Here is a 22362-nt window from a genome sequence, read left to right as displayed (position 1 = left end):
ACAATCTCGCTTTATTATTATATGTTTTTCTTATCTACCAGAGGTATATTGCTGAATTGACTTAACGTCAAGGTTTGAACTCACTTTCTTGAGATATTTCATGGCTTCAACAATAGCTTTTGCGCCAGAAATTGTAATAGCATACGGAACTTTACGCATAAGTGCGCTACGGCGTATACTAAAACTATCTGCAATTGTTTGCTTGCCATGCGTTGTGTTTAGCACTAAAACCACCTGATTTTCATTTATAAGATCAGTAATTGATGGGCTACCTTCATTCATTTTATAAACTAATGTAGTTGCAATTCCATGTTGCTCAAGGAATTTTGATGTACCAACGGTTGATAAAATTTCATAACCCATGTCTTCTAAATCTCTTGCAATATCAATGATTTTTGCTTTATCTGAATCACGAACTGATAGAAATACCTTACCCATAAGTGGCATAGCATCACCTGATGCTTTATGTGCTTTAGCAAAGGCACGTGCAAAGTTTTCGTCAATGCCCATAGCTTCGCCAGTAGACTTCATTTCAGGACCTAAAATAATATCGGCATGGTCAAATCTTGCAAATGGGAATACAGGTTCTTTAATAGCTGTATATTTGCCCGGTAATTTAAATACTTCGCCTTTTAATTTGAAGTCTTCTAAAGACTTACCAGCCATAATTTGTGATGCGATCTTAGCCACAGGCACACCGGTAGCTTTTGCTACAAACGGAATTGTACGGCTTGATCTTGGGTTAACTTCAAGAACATATACTACACCATCTTTAACAGCGTATTGAACATTCATAAGACCACAAACTTTAAGGGCAATAGCCAGTTTCTTAGTATGCTCAATAATCTCATTTACTACTGATTCAGGAAGTGTATGTGGCGGAAGTACGCACGCAGAGTCACCAGAGTGGATACCTGCCTCTTCAACGTGTTCCATGATACCCGCGACATATACTTTTTCAAGGTCGCAAATAGCGTCAACGTCAACTTCAATAGCATCTGTAAGGTAGCTATCAAGTAATAATGGACCGCCTTCAAGTAAATATGCGTATTGATCTAAATATTCATTAAGTTCAGCATCATTTTCCGCAATCTGCATAGCACGACCACCTAAAACATATGATGGCCTGATTACAATAGGGTAACCAATTTTAGCAGCAATAGACTTAATTTCTTCAATAGAAGAGCATGTGAAGTTTGCAGGCTGTCTAATGCCTAAATCTTGTAATAATTCCTGGAACAATTTTCTGTCTTCAGCTAAATCAATAGATTTTGGCGATGTTCCAATAACTGGAATGTTGTATTTTTCAAATGTTTTAGCAAGTTTAAGCGGGGTTTGACCACCAAACTGAAGGTTAACGCCTAATAAATCGCCTTTACCTTGCTCAAGATCAATAATATCCATTACTGTTTCAGCTGTAATCGGCTCAAAATAAAGCCTGTCTGATGTATCATAGTCAGTTGATACTGTTTCAGGGTTACAATTGATCATAATGCTTTCGATATCAATGTCTTTTAGTGAATAAGCAGCATGCACGCACGCATAGTCAAACTCAACGCCCTGACCAATACGGTTTGGACCACTACCAAGTATTATTACTTTTTTACGAGTGCTAACGTCAGCTTCGCATTCAGCTGAGCTTGCGCTGTTTCCTTCATATGTAGAATACATATATGCTGTATTTGAATCAAATTCAGCTGCGCAGGTATCAATACGTTTAAATACTGGCTTGATATTTAATGAAAGTCTGTGTTTTCTAACTTCATCTTCAGATTTGCCACAAATTTCTGCGATTCTTTGGTCAGAAAAGCCCATTTTCTTATATTCGAGGAGGGTTTCTCGGTCATTTGTAAGACCTGTTTTTGCAATATTTTTCTCAGCATGAACAATTTTAGCAATTTCCCTTACAAACCATGGGTCAAACTTACTTAATTTTGCGATTTCTTCTTCAGAAATACCATATCTGATAGCATCACCAATTAATAATAATCTTTCAGGTAATTGCTGGGTAAGCTTATGTTTTAAGCTTTCTATGTCACCTGAATCATCAATAGGGTTAAGACCTGTATAGCCATACTCAAGTGATCTTAAAGCTTTTTGTAAAGATTCTGCAAAACTTCTGCCAATTGCCATTGATTCACCAACGGATTTCATAGAGCTTGAAAGTTCACGCTTAGATGATGCAAATTTTTCAAAAGTAAATCTAGGGATTTTTGTAACAATATAGTCAATTACAGGCTCAAATGCCGCAGGAGTCGTTCCTGTGCAGTCATTCATAATTTCGTCTAATGTGTAGCCGATTGCAAGTTTTGCTGCAACTTTTGCAATAGGGAAACCTGTTGCTTTTGATGCAAGTGCTGATGATCTTGAAACTCTAGGGTTCATCTCAATAACTAGCATTCGGCCATTTTCAGGATTCACTGCAAACTGTACGTTTGATCCGCCTGTATCGACACCAATTTCACGAAGAACAGCAAGGGATGCATTACGCATTTTTTGGTATTCTTTATCTGTAAGTGTAAGGGCAGGGGCAACGGTAATACTATCACCAGTATGTACGCCCATTGGGTCAATATTTTCAATAGAACAGATAATAATACAGTTGTCGTTTTTATCGCGAACAACTTCCATTTCGTATTCTTTCCAGCCCATGATAGATTCATCAATAAGAACCTCATTGGTTGGAGATGCTTCAAGACCACTAAGTACAATTCTTTTATAGTCGTCTTCAGTATAAGCAATACCCCCACCAGAACCACCAAGTGTAAATGATGGACGGATAATCGCAGGAAGTCCAACATAAGAAAGGGACTCTAATGCTGCTTCTAAAGATTGAACTACAACGTTCTTAGGGCATTCTAAGCCAATTTTTGCCATAGCTTCTTTAAACATCTGGCGATTTTCAGCTTTTTCAATAGCTTCTGTAGATGCGCCAATAAGTTTAACGTCGTATCTTCTTAAAATACCATATTTCTCTAATAGCATCGCGCAGTTAAGAGCAGTCTGTCCGCCTACAGTTGGAAGAATTGCGTCTGGTCTTTCTTTTTGTATAATTTTTTCAACGTATTCAGGTGTAATTGGCTCAATATAAGTAGCATCTGCAACATCTGGGTCTGTCATAATTGTTGCAGGGTTAGAGTTAACTAAAATTACTCTATAACCTTCTTCCCTTAAGGCTTTACAAGCCTGTGTTCCGGAATAGTCAAACTCGCAGGCCTGACCGATAACAATCGGACCAGCACCAATTACTAAAATAGATTTTATATCCTTACGTTTAGGCATGATTTTTCTTATACGCTTCTATTGATTCAATAAACTTTGTAAATAAATAATGGCTGTCATGAGGACCAGGGGATGCTTCAGGGTGATATTGCACCGAGAATACGCTTCCATCTTTTTTCTCAAGTCCTTCAACTGAGCCATCAAATAATGATGTATGTGTAACTTCTATATTAGCTGGTAAACTATTTTTATCTACGGCAAATCCATGGTTTTGGCTTGTGATTTCTACTTTACCAGTCTGTGAGTTGAAAACAGGATGGTTTGCACCTCTGTGTCCTTGTTTCATGTGGTAAGTAGAGCCGCCAAAAGCAAGTCCAAGCAACTGATGACCAAGACAAATACCAAACACTGGAATACCAGAGTTTAGCATATCCTGCATGTTTTGTTTGATAACTTCATATGTTTCTTTAGGATCGCCAGGACCATTTGATAAAAATATACCGCTAGGGTTATAGCTTTTTATTGTAGCAAAATCTGTATTTCCTGGAAAAACAATAACTTTTGCGCCATATGACTTTAGGCAGCGCAAGATATTATACTTTGCACCAAAATCAAGTACTGCAATAGTAGCATCTGTTTTAATGTCTGCAATTATTTCGCCTTCATAAAGACCTTCAGACCATTCTGTAATCTCTTTAACAGATGCGATTAAAGCTAGTTCTTTTCCAGTCATTTCAGGTACATTTACCAGTTCTTTATGAACTTCGCTCAAATATTCTGATGTAAGTTTATCCTGATGGACAATTGCCACCATTTGTGAGCCTTCTTTTCTAATTTTGCGGGTTATAGCGCGAGTATCTACGCCGAAAACAGCAAATATATTGTGCGATATAAGCCAGCTTTCTAAGCTTTCTTCGCTGCGGAAATTTGAAGGTGGTGTTGGTTTATTACGTAGAATCAAGCCTTTAGCAATCGGAGCAATTCCGTCATTATCGTCTTTATTGCAGCCAACGTTTCCAATATGTGGGAATGTAAAAGTAACAATCTGATCCATAAATGATGGGTCGGTAAGGGTTTCCTGATACCCTGTCATCCCTGTAGTAAAGCAAATTTCACCAAAATTCAAACCTTTAGAGCCAAATCCGGATCCGAAAATTACTTCACCTGATTTAAAAATAATCGCGGCATTAAACTTATGACTAGCAGGAACTTCAAAACTCATCTTCAGATTACTTTAAAAACAATTAAAATCTGAGGAAATATACAGGATTATTGTTAATAAGTCAAGTCTCGGCTTTCAGTATTTTTAACACTTTGATTATTGTATATTTTGTAATAAAAGCGGAAATTTGTCCTACCATTTGATTCGGAAATTTGTTCGGGGTTAAAATCATGGAAATCTTTATATATTCTCTTTATTTTTAGTCTTTCACTTATTAAGTCTTTGGTAGAGGTAATTTCATTTTTACTTCTGAGAAATTTATAGTTCGTATTACATTTTGCAAATATTTTATGCATCCAGCTAAAATATTCATTAATCTTCTCTTTATGATGTACATTAAATTGAATACCATTGCTTTTAGCGGATTCTGTAAAACGGTTAAATAGGGTTTCTCTGGGTATATTATAACTTATTGCATAGCGGCTTAGGGCATCTGCGATATAATCTGGGTTAATTTTTTCTAACGAAGTCCCAAAAGGTGACAAAAAATCGGCAGTATATTTGTTATTTAAATTGAAAGTGACAGACCTGTAATGGTTTTTTGTGATAAACATATCATCTATGTTATTTAAATGGCTAAGATCGTTTTTAAACATTTTACTTGCTGCAAGGTTATAGCCTAACTGAACCATAATAAGTTCTTTTCTTACTGTATCTAAAACAAAGCCGCATTCATTAAGAAAATCAATGTTTTTATTGCCTGTCATAAGGTTGAAAATTAAAATTTCAGCTAATGATCTTATACTTAAGTGATAAAATACACCATCTTTCCAGCGATATTGCTCACTATGGGAGCATATATTGGCTAAGTCTTCAAGATTTTCAAAAAAATGGTTAAGTGGGATAAAATCGTCTACCTCTTTATCTAACAAATGATAACCATGTTTGAGAAGTTTTACTTGTGTGACCTTAGCTTTGCCAAATAAACCCCTTGTATAAAGATTGATGATTACCTCGCATAAATTTTGATCCAGGTCAAATATGTTGTTAGCTTGCGCACGCATGCTAACAGATAAATAAGATGGGGTTTTAAGTACGTGTCCTTTAAATTTTTTTGAATTGGCAAAGTTTTGAAGCCTGAAAATTTGGTTGTTAATAGATTTATGTATTTCTTTATCATCTTTGTACTTCTCTGCTATATTTTTTAAGAAGTCAATTGATAGCCCGATTTTAGAAGCGCATAGCGACAATTCCTCTAATATATTGCAAAGTTGGGGTGTAATATAAAATGGAAGGACGAATAGCAGGGTTTCGTAGGTAATTTCGTGGTCTGCAACGTATAACTGATATATGAATGCAAGAAACTCTTGCTGTGCAATATTAAATTGTTCGGGATTACTCTGGTTAAGCTTATTTATTAAATATGCTAAGATGTTGTAATAGTCTACCATTTTTGCATAGTTTGCTCTATAGATCTTAATGACCCTTGTGCAAAAAAATATTTGGCTTAAGGCATGGTGACCAGGTTCTTCGTGTAGATAAATATCTTGTGAAGTGCCAGAATTAACTACGACTGGGCAATTTATAATTTCCGCTAAAGATGATACATAAGTTGCTGCAACTTCATCGGGGTTTTTGCTTATCATTATATCAAATAATGATTGATGTTGAACATAAGCAGGGATCATAAAAACAGGAATGTTTTTAGATGTAAATTTTGTAAAAATGGGGTCTTTTTTAAGTTGAAATAATAATGTTGAATGAACTTCCAAAAAATTTCTCCAGTTTTCATCGGTAATACATTCTTGTAGAGCATGATTCATACATAACGCTGGATCTATTAGGTTATTCCTCAGTAACTCGTAATAAAGTTCAATAGAGTTGTTAATTTCAATTGCATATACTAAGTCTCTTGTGAAATTTGTGTTTTCGTAAAGTGGTGGTGTTAGGAATGTGTATATGGCAATAAGTTTGCATAAACCTGATTTGTTTTCGGTAAATTTTAATTCTTTTAAAGTCAGATTTAAAAATGCAGAATAACTCGCAATATAGGTTTCTTTTTCGCTGAGTAAAGTGGCAATATCTTGCTGAGAGAATATGCTATTGAAATTTGTCATTATATATAGCATATCTTGTAAAAACAAAATCTTTTGATAATCTGCTAAAATGTAATTTTCGCGGGTAAAAAATTCCATCATGCCTATGCTTTTAGCGTAAATATCACGTAGGCAGGTTAAGTTTTCTATAACTTGATTTGCTTCGTAGGATTTAAGTTCATGGATTATATGTGAATTTAATAATTTTAACTTTGCCACAATAATTCTACCTTTGAGATTGTATATATTTCCGAAAATCGGCATGCAATCTAATATCTCTTAAACAAAAAAGTCTAGAGTTAAAAGATTGCAAGTTTTTAGTCGGTTTTTTTTATCTACTATAAGATGAATTGTAAAACAATTTTTTGCATTTTGCTTGGGAAAAAATTAATTTTATGTCAAAATTTTTTCCCAATAAAGTTTTTTATTTCTGTAACTATTTATTATAGTTAATAAAAGTTATTGGTATTGTATTTTTATTTTCTTTATTGTTATATACCAGGTGGTTTTTAGGGTTGTTAAGGCTCTCAAGTTCTTCAATAACCCTATAAGAAGATGTATTTACAACGAGTTTTTTAATGTTAAATTTAGATGCAGGGTAATTGGGTATGCTATTATAATAACCATGATAATATCTATAAATGTCTTTAAAGATTGTCTCAATATTACTTATAGCTACTTTAAATTTGTCCTGAGCAGCTTTATTTCTTTTGTTTGGTGGTAAATCTTGTAACAAATCATCAATTTTACCTAGTAACGAGTTATGAGCTGATTTATGCAAATATTTACCTACACCTACCCATTTAGCTAAGGCGCAGTGGATGTAATACGGAGGAATGTTTTCAATTATCTGCATAAAGTTAATATGGCGTCTGCCTTTGTATTCGGTATCTCTTTCAAACCTTTCTGGATTATGAAATATAGTTCGTTCAAAAGTTATGCCGCTTACACATAATTGTACGCCAAATCTATAATTTGGGCTAAATTTTAGTATGTTTTCATTTAGAAAGGTTTCGCCGCTTTGGCAAAATATTAATGCAAGTCCTTCGGTAAATGGATTTGTTCGTCCAAAGCTTTTAGTTAGTTCGTTTGCAGGGTAACCTGTGTCAATTCTACAAAATTCAAGTTCTTTAGTAGCTGGATTAAGCAGAAGACCTGTATTATTAAATCCAAAACCTATTCCATCTGCATCATCAAGAAGTACGATAGATACTGCAAGTTCTCCCATAGAGAAAGGTGATATCGTATAAAATTCTCCATCAGTCCAGCGCCATTTAAGCCCTGGAGTAAAAATATTTTTAATATCATTAAATGTAAAATTAGGTGTAATTCTGTTGCCCCAGTGTTTTTCAAACGTACTGCCGAGAATAGACTGAATAGTAACATAGTTAGCAATCTTTTTTGAAGCGATTTCAAAATTATCACTCAGCTTATTAGAGCAAACTCTGCTGTTTTCAAACACTAAGTTAAGATAATAAGGTATGATAACTTCAGTAAGGTTTTCAGATTTTTCTATGATTTTTTTATAGTTTTCTGAATATGGTTTTTTACTTGTTTCATCGGTAACCTTATTAGTTTTAATAACAAAATATCTAAATTCGTTGCTTTTAATGACATTACCTTTATTTGAAATACCATGGTCAGCTATATAATTTTCTAAAGCATAGATGATTTGCCCAATATAAGCTGCATCTTCTGGGTAATAGACTTTACAGTAATCATAAATAGTTTTTAGAACGCCTTTGAACTGATATGTTTGACTTGTACTAATGGCATAGTGATAGCAATCTTGTATAAGTTTCATAGCGGGAATATGCTGAAAAAACAGCAGGTTTACTTCATAAGCAAATCTATGGCAATTATAAGATTTTAGTTGATTTTCAAGATCTGCGTAGTACTTATCCATGTATTCTGATTTTGATTCATGCGTAGCCGACATTAATAATGCATTTTGGTAATGCGTATGAATTGCTCTAATATGATCCATATAAATATGATCTAAAGTACTCGCAATTCTTATGGCAAAATTTATAAATAGCTGCTCTGATTGCTTAATTGCCTTGCGGTCAATAAATGCTGTATCATGTGAATATTTATGAGATAGGTAAGGTGTGGCTACAAAAGGAGCTACAAGCTTCAAAATTTCAGTGATTTTTTTATTAACTTTGACATCAATATTATCCGAAAGATGATCTGCTGGGATACTTAGATCTATCTTTAATCCTGCATTGGTAATCATGAATGAGGCAATTAAACCCGATGATATTATTTGGTACACAGGATCTGTTAGCACAGCAAAATGTATTTTTCTCTGATATTCATGCATATCATAAGGTATAACATGTGAGTAATTATTTAAAATAAATAAAGAATATTTATAAAGACCACGTTTCTGAAGTTCAAAATAAAGACGGTTTAAGCTTTTGAATGAATACAAATTCATATGGTCGCAATAGTATCTTAACATATTCAGCTTATAATTTTCATCTGGTATTAAGAAAATATGATTTGCAATTGTAGAAATTAGCTGCTCTGGATAGATTTTTGATTTTATAAAAAAACTGGTGAAATATGAATAAGCATCAAGCATTTCAATCGATTGCAAGTGATGAATTGTGGTATCTGGAAAGCAATAACGGGGTTTTGATAATGCGGAAATAGCATCTATTGCAACTAATTTATCTTCAATATTAAAATAATGATATTGTTTTAGTCTCATTATAAAGCTATAAAAATCGCTGCTTTCAGCACGAAATGTCATTGATGTCAAAGATGTAAGCATATTTAATCCGTTTTAATTGTCGCGAAAATTGCAAAATTATTAACCCATTATTAACCAATTGTCAATGTTTTTGTAATATATTGGGGTTTAAAATTTAAGGTGGAGTTTTTTTACCCAGGTGCTATAACTAGGTAAGTAAATTGTAAATAATTATAAATCTATGATAACTAAGGAAAATTTAACCGAGCTAACTGTAAGTGAGATTTCAAGCCTTATTAAAAAGACAATCGATCTAAACTTCTCATATGTAAAAATTAGAGGTGAAGTATCTGGTCTAAAGGTTGCGGCTTCAGGTCATGCTTATTTTAGCCTTAAAGATGACAATGCAGTAATAAGTGCTGTAATTTGGCGCGGAAAGTATGACTCAATGGGTCTTAAGCTTGAAGATGGAATGGAAATAGTTTGTTATGGCTCCATTACTACTTTTCCTGGGCAGTCAAAATATCAGATGATCGTTGAAAAAGCTGAGCTTGCTGGTATCGGTGCGCTTATGGCTAAGCTTGAGGCACTTAAAAAAGCTTTAGAAAAAGAAGGTCTTTTTGATGCTCAGCATAAAAAGCCTATTCCAAAATTTCCTAAAGTAATAGGTGTAATTACATCGCCAACAGGTGCAGTTATTCAGGATATTTTGCATAGAATAACAGAAAGATTCCCGGTGACTATATATTTATTCCCTGTGCTGGTTCAGGGCGAAAAATGTGCAAGTCAGGTACTTGAGGCATTAAATAAAGCAAATACTATGAGTGAGATAGACACCTTGATTATTGCACGTGGCGGCGGTTCATTTGAAGACTTATGGTATTTCAATGATGAGGCTTTGGTTAGGGCAGTATTTGCATCGAAAATTCCTGTAATATCAGCAATTGGGCATGAAACAGACTTTACCTTAATTGATTATGCTGCTGACTTAAGAGCGCCAACGCCCACAGCAGCTGCGGAACTTGCCACACCTGACGCAAAGGAATTGAAAGTATATATATCAAAATTCTATAACCATATTGAGCAATTATTGCTAAATAAATTTGACTCGATTGCTTCAAAGCTTGGTCATCTGGTGCTTCAAATACCTAAGCCAGATGAGTTTATTGAAAATCAGATAACAAAGGTTCAGAACTTAGGTGCGCTATCTTACAATTATATTTTAAGGGCTACAGAAAGAGCTGATTCACAAGTTAAACAGCTTGCAAATAAATTGCCAAAGCCTGACGATTATATTGCTAATCAGTATATGAAGTTAGAGAAATTAGGACTTTTATCGCAGAATTATATCAATAGGGCAACAGAAAGATCTGAGGCTGGTTTTACTCAGTTAAAATGCAGGCTTACGCCAGAACTACTTGAGCAGAATATTAAAATTAACCAGCAGCAATTTGAATCCATTATAAAAAGATATGAAGCTGGTATTGGCAAGAATATTGATATGGTAAAACTAAAGCTGCAAAACGTCAATCAGATGCTTGAGTCATATAGTTATACTAATGTTTTAAACCGTGGTTATACAGTTTTAAGAGATGAAAATGATAACTTAGTTACTTTAAAATCTATGGTAAATAAAGGTGAAAAATATGATCTTGAGTTTGCAGATGGTCATTATAAGTTTATAGCACTTGAGGAGGCAAAATGATCCTTACCTTTGATAATGTTGAAATTTCATATAATGATATTCCTGTTTTTAAAGGTTTATCTTTCAGTATTGGTAAATGCACGATTGTTCAGTTTGTAGGTAAGAACGGTTCTGGTAAAAGCAGTATTTTAAAGGCTATAGCAGGAATAAATAAGCCAAATAATGGCAATGTTTTAGTAAATGGTCATGACTTTTATGATTATCCGATAAGTGTAAATTATATTGGTCATAAAATAGCTGTAAAACCTGGTGAAACTGTTGGAAATAACATAGCTTTTTGGTCGGCTTTATCAGATTGCAACCTAATGCTTGATGCGGCTGTCGGCTATTTTGGGCTTGGTGATGTAATCGATGAAAAATGCGAAGATTTATCTGAGGGTTGGAATAAAAAAGTAGCTTTAGCTAGGCTTTTGGCTGTTCATAGCGATATTTGGGTGCTTGATGAGCCAGAAGTTCACTTAGATGAAGAATCAAAAGCAAGACTGCTTCATGCAATTGAGGTTAGGGCTGGAGAGGGCGGTATAGTATTTATAGCAAGCCACAATGATTTAAAGCTTAAGAATGCTATAACTGTAAATTTGGGGGATTTCAAAAATGCATAAGTTTTGGTTATTGCTTATCCGAGACGCAGCTTGTAATCGCTTACTATACAAAATCGCTGTAAACACCATATGCCTTATTATTATACATATCATATTTTCGTTTAGTATTCCTCTGGATATCCTGCATAAATCAGCCCAGAGTATCTTTACAGTTGGTATGGTGTTGGTTCTATTATTATCGCTTGATCAAATAGCAGCGGATGATATTAAAGACGGCACAATTGACCTTCTAGTTTCAATGAAAATTAAGTATAAAACTATTGTTCTATTTAAATCTATCAACCATTTTATTGCTATAATGCTGCCAATAGCAATAGTTGAGTTTTTAGTAGGATTTATGTTTTACAAAATGGATATTAGTGGTATAGCTTATTCAGTAGCGCTTAAACTAATGGTAATGCCTACTATATCGCTGGTAAGTGTGATGACTAGCTTTGCAACTAGCGGCATGCGTAGTGTTAGTATGTTATTTATTTTCTACTTTCCGCTAATAATTGCCCCAATGTTACTCATTAATATTGCAGGCAATAGTCATTCGATGCTTCCTGCTCTTATGGCATATGGTGGACTGGGATTACTATCTCTTGGATTAATGAAAGCCTTTAAATAGAAGGGGGCAAAATGTTTAGAAAAACTCTACCAATTTTAGTACTTTACTTAGTAACTATCTTATTTTCTGTATACTATGGGCTGTATGATAAAGATATTACTATTGACTATAGTTCCAGTATTATCTCGACGAATCTTATGGTTGTTTTACTATGCACTGTTACCTTAATTGTAGCTCTATGGCTTGTTTATAAGCTTCTTCAGAAAGTTCTAACTTCGCCTTTGGCGCTTTGGAATAGCTTTGTTAATGGCAGGAAAACTAAGGACTTTGAGCTGCTTGCAAATGCGTTAGCTTTAGCTGCAGTAAAGGAGTATGATGACGCAAAACTACTTACCGAAGAAGTAGATGCAAGCTTGCTGCCTGTAATGGATGAGGTATCTTACTTAGTTCATAGTTTAAATGACCCAAGTTATGCTGAAAAATCAGACGCTTACCTAATTAATTTTTATAATAGCGCTAAAGATGCCTACCGTAAAAATAACCTTGCTGTACTTGAGGATGCCTATAAATTCTTTAAAACTAAATTTCCAAAGCTAAATATTTCTAGGAAAATCAGTAATATGATGCATGAGGTTAAAGCTAGAAGCTTATACTCAAATAACCAATTAACTGAAGCATCAAAATATCTTGATGGCTTTGCAATATCGAGCGATACAGCTGCTCTTGGCATTCTCCAGGCTGAAATCGAGCTTGAGCTTAAAAACAGGATAAAAGCTTTAAATATCCTAGCCGAGGTTTGGGAGCATAAACCTTCGTATGAAGTGTTTTCCCTTATATTAACCGCCATGGAAATGGATAGCAATATACAGCGTGCAAAAAAATTGCAGGATTTCTTTGAAGAGGTAAACCAAAATAAAAATATCGGTTTACTAGTTTCTGTATCTTTTCTGTTAGATGAGAACCTGATAGAGCCGGCGGAAAAAATATTTGAACATACCAAAGATGATGGAACTAAAATCTATAATTATGTTAAGTCATATATGTTTATAGCTCAGCAAAATGCACTTGGGGCAGGTAAAATTTTAAGTAAGTTAATTAAAGAAATCTAATTGAATCAATGTATTATGCAAAAAAAGTTCTACAGATATTTAGAGAATCATGAATATGATAAAGCGCGTGTAGTATTTGAAAGGTTTGATCCTGAGGCTGCTGTAAGTATTTTGACTAAAAATAGCTATCAGCTTATAAAGGCAATAGTTGCAACTGCATCCCATAGCGAGGCTATTTATTATTTTAGGCATGCAGCTGAAAAAGGTATAAAGATTAAAGATTTATTAACTCATAATGAATATGAGGTTTTTACACTTGCTAATAAAAATAATCACAAAAATATCGAGATGTATTTATTATGTGAAGCTATTGAAAATAATATTCAATCTAATGATCTAAAACCTCATATAAATGCTACGTTTGCATGGCGGACATTGCATGACTTGGTTAGCAGCAGACTTGATAAGCAAGTTATCAAAGGATGCTTTGAAAAATTAAAGAAAATGGGGTTTGATATTCCTTATTTACTAGTTAACGGAATTCCAAGCATTATAAAGTTATGCTATATTCGTTCGGATTATTTGTTTGACAAAATTTATTCAAAATGGGCTGAAATTAAGGGTAGTAATAATATTGAGGTTAGAATTGATATTTACAAATATGCTTTTTATCAGGCAATAACATTTAACAACAAAGACTTATTTAACAGAGCAGTTTATGATCTTGCTAATGAAGGTGTAAATATTAAAGACATAATAGAAGCCCAAAATTACTATGCATTTGAGCTTGCAATAAAGTTTTCTGATACAAAAATGAATATGCCTAATTTAGTGTTTAATCTAGCTAAAAATGCAAATGTTGATATTGCTCAAATGTTTAAAAGCTTTGATTTATATAAAATTATGACAGAAAATGTTTGTCATAAAAAAATTATAGCAAATGGTTATATAGAGTCTGTTAAAGAGTTGAAGCTTAATATTGATTTGTTAGATATGTACAAAAAGTCCATTAGATTTACTTGTTGGTACCCTGAAATGCTGCCTTTTGCTAAGGACATGTTAGATGCGCTTAATAACGCAAATATCAATGTAAGTAATGAGCTTATGCTTGCGCTTGATGATGCAATCAAAAGACATGATTATAAAACTCAGGAATGGATTAAGAAAGTGATTGATTCTGTTAATTTATATTTTAGCAATATCAGACCAATTATAGAAATGACTGATGATGATTGCTACCTTGTAAAAATGCCTTTTGAAATTAAGAAAAGAATTATGGAATTTGCATATCCTGAATTTACCTGGCGTCAAAATGTTGTTATCGAACAACCTAGTGACCCATATAAAATTGACTATACTTTATTTTTTAATAGTTAATATAATAACTTTTATTGACGCATAATTTAACTTATGATATTTTGCGACTAAAATTTTGGATAACAATTATGGCATATACAAAGAAAGATTTGGAAAGCTTAAACAAGCAGTTTTTAGATTCAGTTAAAACTAAAAAAACATGGCTTTTTAGGTATTCTCAGTTAAAGATTTTTGCAACTTTATTATTTGTTACTGCATTTTTCGCATCATATTTTTTTGGTGTGCCGCATCTGGCAAGTAAGTTGCAACATTTTACAATTAACGCAAATTCAGTTTTTAAGTTTATAAATCATGTCAAACCATTGACTTTAAAGTTTTTGAACAATCCAATTGGTAAGGCTATAACAAGTTACTATGCAGCGCACGCCGCGGTATTCGTTACAGGTAATAGAGGCTCAAAATACAAACATTCTTTAGTGAGAAGCGATGATTTTACTAAAGCCTATTTCAAGTTTCTAAAAATTAATAGTATAAGTGAAGAGCAAAAACAAAAAGCTTCTAATTTTTGCCTAAATTTTGCGGCATCTAAATTTTATGGAAAATCTTACTCTACTGATGATTCTGATATTTTAATGCAGCACCATAATAAAGCTTTTGCAGATTTATATCAGTTAAAAAAGGGCAGGAAGTTCACATTACCTGTGGTTTCAACTTTTATTGATAAAGTAATGTTTGATAAAAAGGAAGAAATTGGTGATTTTACCAGAAAGCTTTAAGTATTACTGATATATCTTCATTCTGACTTTGCCGTCGAATGTAACTTTTTTACCAGCAGATGTAACTTCCATTTTTTTGGCAGTTAAATTTGCTTTATTAGATATTAAAGTCACAGGGCTATTTGAAACTATTGTGCCTCTCTTAAGATTAAGGCTAAGTTTTTCTGTTTTAAGTTCTTCACTTGATCCTGTGAAAATTTGAACAATGCCTTTAAGGATCAGGGTGCTATCGTTTGTATCCATCTCGCCAACTGGCGCTAAAGCTGAAAACCACTTGCCATTATTAGCAAAAAGCTCAGCGTTAAGATCTTCTAAAACAACATTGTCATGCGAAACTTCCGTAGCCTTTTTTGCCATAATACTATATTGCTGATTTTTATTATCAGTTCCATGAAGAATAGGATTTATAACGGCAGCTTTAATTTCCTGGCTTTTGTCAATGACCGATTTAAATACTATTTTTGTATTGTCTGAGCGGATAAATGAAAGTATAACAAGCGCAACAACAATTGCTATAAATACAGAAACACTAGCAATTTTGTATAAGTTTATTTTTTCGGCCTTAGCTACTGCCTTTACTAATCTTGGATCACGCATTATTCATCTCCAAATAGCTCAAGTAATTGATGGATGTGTATCATCCCTTCTACTATATTACCATGACTTACAACTATTAGTGAAGTAATTTTATACTGTCTCATTTCATCAAGTGCATCTATACACAAGGTATTTGAAGAAATTGTTTTAGGTGAAGTAGTCATGATATTTTCAACAAAATCAGTAAGTAAATGATCATGCATATGGCGACGCAAATCACCTTCAGAAATAAATCCAAGTAGCAAATTTTCTTGATTTACAACAATTAACGACCCAAGTCTTTTTTCATTCATTATTACTAACGCATCTGACATCTTAGTGCCTTTTAAAACCAACGGTAAGTCATTGTTTTTACGCATAATTTCGCCAGTGCTTTTAAGTACCGATCCAATTTTTCCTGCTGGATGATTTTGTTTGTATAGGTCGATTGTAAAATTTTTCTTATTTATCAAGCTGATACATAGCATATCAAGCATAACAAGGCTAATACAGGTTGATATAAATGGAGCAGGCAAATCAGTTGGTTCATTAACTTTGGGAATGCGAAGAATAAAATTTGATAGTTTCCCAAGGCTTGAATTCTCATTTGCAACAACTGAAACAATCTTAACACCATCATTTTTAAGCTTTTGAGCTACAGGAATAAGCTCCATACTTTCACCAGAATATGATACAAAAATACATATATCTTTATCGGTAATAAGCCCAATATCCCCATGCATAGCTTCAGATGGGTGTATATAAATCGCACGTGTTCCAGTAGATGACATACTGGCAGCAGCCTTATGAGCAATATAGCCGCTTTTCCCAATACCAATAATGAATACAATGGGGTTGTGTTCTGTAATAAAATCTGTGATTTTAGTAATAACTTCCTGATTTTCTGAGATTTTTTCTAAAGAATCTAAAGAAGCTTTGTAATTTTCAAGGTACATATGCATATAAAATTGACGTTGTTGCCAAACCTAGCAAATTTTAATAATAAAATCAAGTTAATTTCTTAGTGCTCAAGTAAGTCAGGGCTGAATCCCATATCATCCAGTAAAGCTCTGTATGGTAAATAGTCGAAGCATTTCTGGGCAACGTCCATACGATTTTCTCTGAGTAATAGTACTTTAAGCTTATCTCTTAACTGGTGAAGATGCAATACATCACTTGCAGCATAAGCTAACTGATCTTTTGTTAAGGTTTCTGCCCCCCAATCTGTAGATTGCTGGGCTTTAGAAATTGTAACACCTAGCATATCACGACTAAGATCCTTAAGCCCGTGGCTGTCGGTATAGGTGCGAACTAATTTTGAGGCTATTTTAGTGCAAAATATATTTTCCATTAAAATACCCAGATAATGGTGTATAATTGCTACGTCAAATCTTGCAAAATGTAAGATTTTCTGGCGATTTTTATCTGAAAGGATTTTTTTGAGGTTAGGGGCATCATATTTACCTTTTGCAAACTGAACCAAATATATTTTTCCTGTTTCATCAGATAGTTGTAGTAAACATAGTCTATCACGGTAGTTGTTAAGACCCATTGCTTCGGTGTCGATAGCAATATCACCAACTATATTAATATTATCTGGTAAATCGTTTAAAAAAAGTTGAAATTCCACGTTTTTTCCTCAAAAGATGGTGCCCGAAAGAAGACTCGAACTTCCATGGTCTTGCGACCGCTAGTACCTGAAACTAGTGCGTCTACCAATTCCGCCATCCGGGCAAATTTTTATAAATTTTGCTAAATTTATCAAAGTATTAGAAAAAAAGCAATAGATTACTGGATTTAAATTTTATACCTTAAAGGTTAATTATTATACGTATTGGTAATTCTTTCTTTACTTTTACAGATTGATGTGCTAATTTGACCCTAAATAAAATTATATAGTAATTAATATGTCCAGCTCAACAAATAGAGAAATTGTAAAAGTTAAAGATAAACAAATTTTTAGTAATAGTTACTGGCTGCAAGATTCTCAGGTAAGACCTGTCTTTTTTAACCATACTTCAAATAATATTAATTCCTCTGCTTTTGAAATGGCAAAATATAACTGCACAACAGCTGGTCAATTAGAAAGCTATACAAAGGACTTAAAAAGCTTAGTAGAGCTAAGATTATTAGGCATTAGCACTCTATATTTAGAAGAATATTTTCGTCCAAGTGCTGATGATACCCAAGACGAGAATTTAACAAGTTTCGCAACTAACTTATTGAGTAACCCTCAAGATGAAAAATATAGTGACGCAAATTTAATCCAGAAAACAATTAATAAAATCCAGACTTTAATATTTGAAGGTCAAAAAAACTCTGATAATACACAGATTATCGACAGTTCAGCACTTAATGATCTTAAAATAGCAGAAGCTAATTTTATTGCTAAAAAAGCAATGATGATTGAAGTGAATACTTCTGGAGCAGCTACTGTTAGTGCTGGTGGTCAGGGTAATGGCGGTCACTGGATGTCAATTGATATTAGAAAAACCGCGGATAAAGATTATGAGATTTGTTTTTTTAATTCTTCTGGACAACAAGCAGATAGTGTACCTAATGAATATACAGCAAATACTGCAAAATTAGTTCAATATATTCATAATATTAAAAAAATTGAGACAGCTTTACAGGCTCAGTTTGAAATTCACAAGCAAGCTTTAGCAGAAGCTAACTTAAAAAAGCTCAAGCTTTTATGTATGATCCATAATTGCAATAATACTAATAGTAGTGAATCTAAAAAAGCACATAGTAGCTCTTTAATGCTTAAAGATCTTCTTGTAAATGGCGATAATTCAGAACTAGCTAAGCTATTAAATAATGCTAAGACAGAAGAATCAATTAAACAAAAAATACAGCCTATAGTGGATTACTATAACCAAAACAAAAATTCCATCAAGACCGATGACATAAAAAAACAAATTTGTGAAGGCGTAGCAAATACTGTGGTTTTAGAAGAAATTGCAATTAACTATGAGCATCCTAAAAATATTGTTTATCAAAATGATGGTGCTTTATGTGGTATAGCTTCTACACTTAATACACTTCTTCATGCTTCAGGATATCGTTTTGATAAAGCAGTAGACTTTTCTTCAGGTGGAAAAGATATTTCATTAATTCGTACAATGTTCCATTTAATTGATGATTACCAGCTTTCAACTGAAGACATGCTGAAAATTTTTCTCACCCACTCAGAAATGCCAGTTAAGAAAAATGGTGTGAAAGTTTTAGATATTAGCGGCAATGAAATTGCGGTTGCTGAGCCTGATAAAGAAGTTGTGGATTTTGTAAACGCCTGCGTTGATGAGGCGTTAAAACCCACTATGCCACAAAAGCCTAAAACCCTGAAAGCTGCTTATACTAAATATACAAAAGTTTCCGCCTCTAATAAAGAAGTTCCTAAAGTAAATCTTGAAGCTTTAGTTGAAGGTTTTATTAAAGATCTGCAAGATGAAAATCAAGCTCTGGCTAATACAGTTAATAATCTAATAGATGAAAATACAAAGATTGTAGACGCACATAATAATCTTGCGAGTAAAGTTGACTTACTCGAAGCTGAGCTTGATAAATGGTTTTTCCAGAGAGGTGCTGAAAAAGCGGCGAATTATGTATCAAACAAGTTTAACAGCTTTGAAAATACCGTAAACTCTTATATAAATGACCCAGATACATTTATGCTTTTGGCAAATATAGTGTTTAGTTGCATTTTAGCGGTGATATCTTTTTATACATGCCAGGTATTTAATGTACATCTAAATCTTGCTAAGAAAGCAGGTTTAATCTTATTATCATGCGCTATTTCATATGCTGTTAATGGCTTGTTATTTAGCCAGGAAGAAGAGGTGATACCTTTTGCTGATCCAGCTAAATATCCAGAAGTACGTAATATAGATGGCAAAAATATAAGATCTGAAATTGACAAGCAGATAGAAGCCCAAAAGCAAAGAATCGAAGAGAATGCTGCCCAGCAAGCCGTGGCAGTTAGTGCTTAAATAAATATTTATCAAAATTGAAATTTGTTATAAAAGTGTACCAGATATTATGAATCCCTGGTACACTGTAGGTGATATTTTATTTTTTATCTATTGACATGCCTTGATCTGGAGTTTTACCAGCAGAGTTTTGAGCAGCAAGACCGCTTTTTTCTTCTTTGATTCCAGCATTTTTAAGGTTGTCTACAACTTTACCAAGTTCAGGATCTTTTATTCCAGCCCTTTCTTTAGAGGCAGCTCTGCCATCTACACCAGTTGATTTTAAATTAGCTTTTGCAGCTTCTAAATCTTCCGCCTTAATGTTGTTATTATTAACTTGTTCCTTTTTAGGTGCTTTAGGTAAAGGCTTAGGAGGAGTTTTTTTCTCAGGTTGCGCTTCTTCTCTGGCAGCGGCATTTTCTCTGTTTTGTGCATTAAATTCGTTTGGATCTTGTGTAATGGTTGTTCCGCCACGTCTCCCTTCAGGAGCATTCACTTCAGCGGCATTAGGTTCGATTCTAATACCAACAGAACGATCTTCTGTAATTGTTTCAACTATAACATTTGCGTTTTCCTGGGCAGTTTTATTAGTTTCTAATAATTTATCACTCCATTCTTTAGCTTTATCTCCAACCTTGCCGAGTACCTTACCAAAACCTTGCTTTACTTCATTAATAGTTTCCCTGAAGCCGTTTGCAATAGGATCGATAAAGTTATCTTTGATGTCTTTCTTCATCTCGTTAACTTTGTCTTTTATGGCTTCTCCGGCTGCTTTAACTTTTTTCTTAGCAGCTCCACATAATTTTTTAATACCTTTCCAAGCCATTTTAAAGGCATCTCCAATTGCTTCAATCACACTTTTTATATCTTTTGCAGCTTTTGCATTGCTTTTTGCTACACCTTGCTTAACTTTTTCGCCAACTAATTCATTTGTAGTTTTAACGATTTTATTATCAGTTTTGCTTATATCCTTTCTTGCCTCGAAACCTGTGTTTATAGCTTCTTTTCGCATGCCGCTGAAAGATTTATCCTGAAATTTTTTACTTAATTTCATTTGATCTTTATCAAAGTTATTAATATCCTTGTTAAGTTTTTCTGCTTCTTTTAATAAATTAGCCTGAATTGTTGCGGGTGCCTTTTCTGCTTTTGCTAGAATTTCCTCTCTTTTTTCAACTAAACCTTCTTTTGTAGGCATTGCTTTATCAGCTTTTTCCTGAATTTTATTAATTCTTTTACTAATATTGTCAATGTGTCCCCCTTCTTGATAGGGATTGATACCATATTTATCAGCAAGCTCTAGAACCTTATGACCCTCTGGAATTTCAAACGAACCTGTTTCCTTGTTAATGAATTTTTTAGGGTTAATGCTAATTTCCTGCATCATACCGTCTACTGCTACTAAATAGCTGCGGTCATGCTTATGACCCTGAAGATCGTTACGTATTTGTTGTAATTTGTTATTTTGCACTGCTGCTGCAGGTTGCTCGGCAACAGACATTAGCTTGTCGAGTGTAACTTCTGTTTGCTTTATTTCATTTTCACTAGCGGCTGTTGGCATGATTAAACCCTTTAATATGTTGTGTTATTTACTAAATTATAGCATAAAATAAACCGCGATAAAAATTAAAATTTTAATAAAATAATAAAAATTCTTATTTAAAATGGAGTTTTTATCGCAAAAATATAAATATGCTGTTATCAAGCTTGTAATTAATACTCACCTTTAATATTAAGTAGAATTTCTACATAAATTGCTTTATATATAATGGTAATATAAAAATGGTTTCAAAAAAACTAAAATATTAACTAATTTTAAAATATTATATTTTACAGAGACATATTATGACGGTAAAGCTACCAGTGCCAGGTGTTAAAAAAATTATTGCGGTTGCTGCTGGCAAGGGCGGGGTAGGAAAATCAACTGTTTCCGCTAATATTGCAGCAGGACTAGGTAAGTTTGGTCTTAAAGTTGGGATAGCAGATCTCGATATTTTTGGTCCTTCGGTGCCAACTTTGCTAAACATTCACGATCAGCCTGAAGCTGAAAATAATATGCTGATTCCTATAGAAAAATACGACATTCAGACAATGTCTATTGGATACCTGGTAGATGAATCTAAAGCTGCTATCTGGCGTGGTGCAATGGTAACCAAAACCCTTTTCCAACTTATCAGAGGGGTGAAGTGGGATGTGGATGTACTAGTGCTAGATCTGCCTCCAGGAACAGGTGATGTCATATTAAGTTTAGGTGAGGGCTACAAAATTGATGGGTTTGTTATAGTTGCTACACCTCAAAAGCTTGCCCTCAAAGATGTTCAAAAGGCAATTTCTGCATGCAGAAAGCTTGAGCAGCCTATTGTTGGTATTGTTGAAAATATGAGCGGACTAGTTGTAAACAATGAAAAAATGGAAATTTTTGGAAAAAATGAACTAACCAACTTTGTAAATGAAAATGAGCTTGATATATTAGGAAGCCTTACAATTGATCCATTACTTGCTAAATCATGCGACGAAGGTCTTCCTTATGTACTGAGTAACAATTATAATACAGATAACATGCTGGAAATTAAGAAAATTTGTGAAAAGATAGTAGACTTCCTGAGGGTTGCTGGTTAAAGTATACTTAGTAAAAAAA

At 33.6% G+C, this 22362-nt stretch carries 16 protein-coding genes and 1 tRNA gene; 8 read left to right on the top strand and 9 right to left on the bottom strand.

Annotated elements, in window-relative coordinates; genetic code table 11:
• Nucleotides 1-30 precede the first annotated feature (30 nt).
• From BGO27_05765 to BGO27_05750, 4 genes are all read right to left on the bottom strand, one after another.
• Entirely contained in the window at nucleotides 31-3282 is a 3252-nt protein-coding gene (locus BGO27_05765) for a carbamoyl phosphate synthase large subunit (protein OJV12225.1), read from the bottom strand.
• Nucleotides 3275-4444, bottom strand: coding sequence for a carbamoyl phosphate synthase small subunit (locus tag BGO27_05760; protein ID OJV12224.1), 1170 nt, complete (start codon nucleotides 4442-4444; stop codon nucleotides 3275-3277). Before BGO27_05760 ends, BGO27_05765 begins: the two co-directional genes overlap by 8 nt.
• Nucleotides 4445-4497: 53 nt before the next feature.
• A complete protein-coding gene (locus BGO27_05755) occupies nucleotides 4498-6699 on the bottom strand; it encodes a hypothetical protein (protein ID OJV12223.1) in 2202 nt (733 codons plus the stop codon).
• A 217-nt stretch (nucleotides 6700-6916) separates the two neighbouring features.
• The gene (locus BGO27_05750; GenBank protein OJV12222.1) at nucleotides 6917-9262 is read right to left on the bottom strand and encodes a hypothetical protein; all 2346 of its coding nucleotides are present in this window, start codon (nucleotides 9260-9262) and stop codon (nucleotides 6917-6919) included.
• A 160-nt stretch (nucleotides 9263-9422) separates the two neighbouring features.
• On the opposite strand from BGO27_05750, the gene BGO27_05745 reads away from it, so the two are divergent.
• From BGO27_05745 to BGO27_05720, 6 genes are all read left to right on the top strand, one after another.
• Nucleotides 9423-10886: an exodeoxyribonuclease VII large subunit gene (locus BGO27_05745; GenBank protein ID OJV12221.1), complete on the top strand. Its 1464-nt coding sequence runs from the start codon at nucleotides 9423-9425 to the stop codon at nucleotides 10884-10886.
• Entirely contained in the window at nucleotides 10886-11488 is a 603-nt protein-coding gene (locus BGO27_05740) for a heme ABC exporter, ATP-binding protein CcmA (GenBank protein ID OJV12280.1), read from the top strand. Before BGO27_05745 ends, BGO27_05740 begins: the two co-directional genes overlap by 1 nt.
• Nucleotides 11481-12098 (top strand): hypothetical protein, encoded by a 618-nt coding sequence (locus tag BGO27_05735; GenBank protein ID OJV12220.1) that lies wholly within the window; start codon nucleotides 11481-11483, stop codon nucleotides 12096-12098. Before BGO27_05740 ends, BGO27_05735 begins: the two co-directional genes overlap by 8 nt.
• Nucleotides 12099-12109: 11 nt before the next feature.
• Nucleotides 12110-13147 (top strand): hypothetical protein, encoded by a 1038-nt coding sequence (locus tag BGO27_05730; GenBank protein OJV12219.1) that lies wholly within the window; start codon nucleotides 12110-12112, stop codon nucleotides 13145-13147.
• A 15-nt stretch (nucleotides 13148-13162) separates the two neighbouring features.
• The gene (locus BGO27_05725) at nucleotides 13163-14464 is read left to right on the top strand and encodes a hypothetical protein (GenBank protein ID OJV12218.1); all 1302 of its coding nucleotides are present in this window, start codon (nucleotides 13163-13165) and stop codon (nucleotides 14462-14464) included.
• 68 nt (nucleotides 14465-14532) lie between these two features.
• Complete coding sequence (locus tag BGO27_05720) at nucleotides 14533-15180, top strand: hypothetical protein (protein OJV12217.1); 648 nt, start codon at nucleotides 14533-14535, stop codon at nucleotides 15178-15180.
• Nucleotides 15181-15183: 3 nt separating this feature from the next.
• On the opposite strand, the gene BGO27_05715 is transcribed toward BGO27_05720, so the two are convergent.
• The 4 genes from BGO27_05715 to BGO27_05700 all read right to left on the bottom strand — a co-directional run bounded on the left by BGO27_05715 (nucleotide 15184) and on the right by BGO27_05700 (nucleotide 17490).
• Nucleotides 15184-15777 (bottom strand): LPS export ABC transporter periplasmic protein LptC, encoded by a 594-nt coding sequence (locus tag BGO27_05715; GenBank protein ID OJV12216.1) that lies wholly within the window; start codon nucleotides 15775-15777, stop codon nucleotides 15184-15186.
• Entirely contained in the window at nucleotides 15777-16718 is a 942-nt protein-coding gene (locus tag BGO27_05710; GenBank protein ID OJV12215.1) for a hypothetical protein, read from the bottom strand. Before BGO27_05710 ends, BGO27_05715 begins: the two co-directional genes overlap by 1 nt.
• Nucleotides 16719-16777: 59 nt before the next feature.
• Nucleotides 16778-17386 carry a ribonuclease D gene (locus BGO27_05705; GenBank protein OJV12214.1) on the bottom strand — a complete coding sequence of 203 codons (609 nt, stop codon included), beginning with the start codon at nucleotides 17384-17386 and terminating at the stop codon, nucleotides 16778-16780.
• A 17-nt stretch (nucleotides 17387-17403) separates the two neighbouring features.
• A tRNA-Leu gene (locus BGO27_05700) sits at nucleotides 17404-17490 on the bottom strand.
• A 173-nt stretch (nucleotides 17491-17663) separates the two neighbouring features.
• Here BGO27_05700 and BGO27_05695 point away from each other — a divergent pair.
• Entirely contained in the window at nucleotides 17664-19748 is a 2085-nt protein-coding gene (locus BGO27_05695) for a hypothetical protein (protein ID OJV12213.1), read from the top strand.
• A 79-nt stretch (nucleotides 19749-19827) separates the two neighbouring features.
• On the opposite strand, the gene BGO27_05690 is transcribed toward BGO27_05695, so the two are convergent.
• Entirely contained in the window at nucleotides 19828-21285 is a 1458-nt protein-coding gene (locus tag BGO27_05690; GenBank protein OJV12212.1) for a hypothetical protein, read from the bottom strand.
• A gap of 284 nt (nucleotides 21286-21569) precedes the next feature.
• Between BGO27_05690 and BGO27_05685 the strand changes: the two genes are divergently transcribed.
• Entirely contained in the window at nucleotides 21570-22343 is a 774-nt protein-coding gene (locus tag BGO27_05685; GenBank protein OJV12211.1) for a hypothetical protein, read from the top strand.
• The last annotated feature ends 19 nt before the right edge of the window (nucleotides 22344-22362 follow it).

Source organism: Alphaproteobacteria bacterium 33-17 (genome assembly GCA_001897445.1).
Classification (GTDB): domain Bacteria; phylum Pseudomonadota; class Alphaproteobacteria; order Rickettsiales; family 33-17; genus 33-17.
Note: the sequence above shows the minus strand (reverse complement) of the source record. Positions and strands in the feature narration are given on the sequence as shown.

What these genes read in the sequence shown, in the direction of transcription:
- BGO27_05765 (OJV12225.1), bottom strand. Translation starts at nt 3,282, where the DNA reads ATGCCTAAACGTAAGGATATAAAATCTATTTTAGTAATTGGTGCTGGT.
- BGO27_05760 (OJV12224.1), bottom strand. Translation starts at nt 4,444, where the DNA reads ATGAGTTTTGAAGTTCCTGCTAGTCATAAGTTTAATGCCGCGATTATT.
- BGO27_05750 (OJV12222.1), bottom strand. Translation starts at nt 9,262, where the DNA reads ATGCTTACATCTTTGACATCAATGACATTTCGTGCTGAAAGCAGCGAT.
- BGO27_05745 (OJV12221.1), top strand. Translation starts at nt 9,423, where the DNA reads ATGATAACTAAGGAAAATTTAACCGAGCTAACTGTAAGTGAGATTTCA.
- BGO27_05735 (OJV12220.1), top strand. Translation starts at nt 11,481, where the DNA reads ATGCATAAGTTTTGGTTATTGCTTATCCGAGACGCAGCTTGTAATCGC.
- BGO27_05730 (OJV12219.1), top strand. Translation starts at nt 12,110, where the DNA reads ATGTTTAGAAAAACTCTACCAATTTTAGTACTTTACTTAGTAACTATC.
- BGO27_05725 (OJV12218.1), top strand. Translation starts at nt 13,163, where the DNA reads ATGCAAAAAAAGTTCTACAGATATTTAGAGAATCATGAATATGATAAA.
- BGO27_05720 (OJV12217.1), top strand. Translation starts at nt 14,533, where the DNA reads ATGGCATATACAAAGAAAGATTTGGAAAGCTTAAACAAGCAGTTTTTA.
- BGO27_05715 (OJV12216.1), bottom strand. Translation starts at nt 15,777, where the DNA reads ATGCGTGATCCAAGATTAGTAAAGGCAGTAGCTAAGGCCGAAAAAATA.
- BGO27_05710 (OJV12215.1), bottom strand. Translation starts at nt 16,718, where the DNA reads ATGCATATGTACCTTGAAAATTACAAAGCTTCTTTAGATTCTTTAGAA.
- BGO27_05695 (OJV12213.1), top strand. Translation starts at nt 17,664, where the DNA reads ATGTCCAGCTCAACAAATAGAGAAATTGTAAAAGTTAAAGATAAACAA.
- BGO27_05690 (OJV12212.1), bottom strand. Translation starts at nt 21,285, where the DNA reads ATGCCAACAGCCGCTAGTGAAAATGAAATAAAGCAAACAGAAGTTACA.
- BGO27_05685 (OJV12211.1), top strand. Translation starts at nt 21,570, where the DNA reads ATGACGGTAAAGCTACCAGTGCCAGGTGTTAAAAAAATTATTGCGGTT.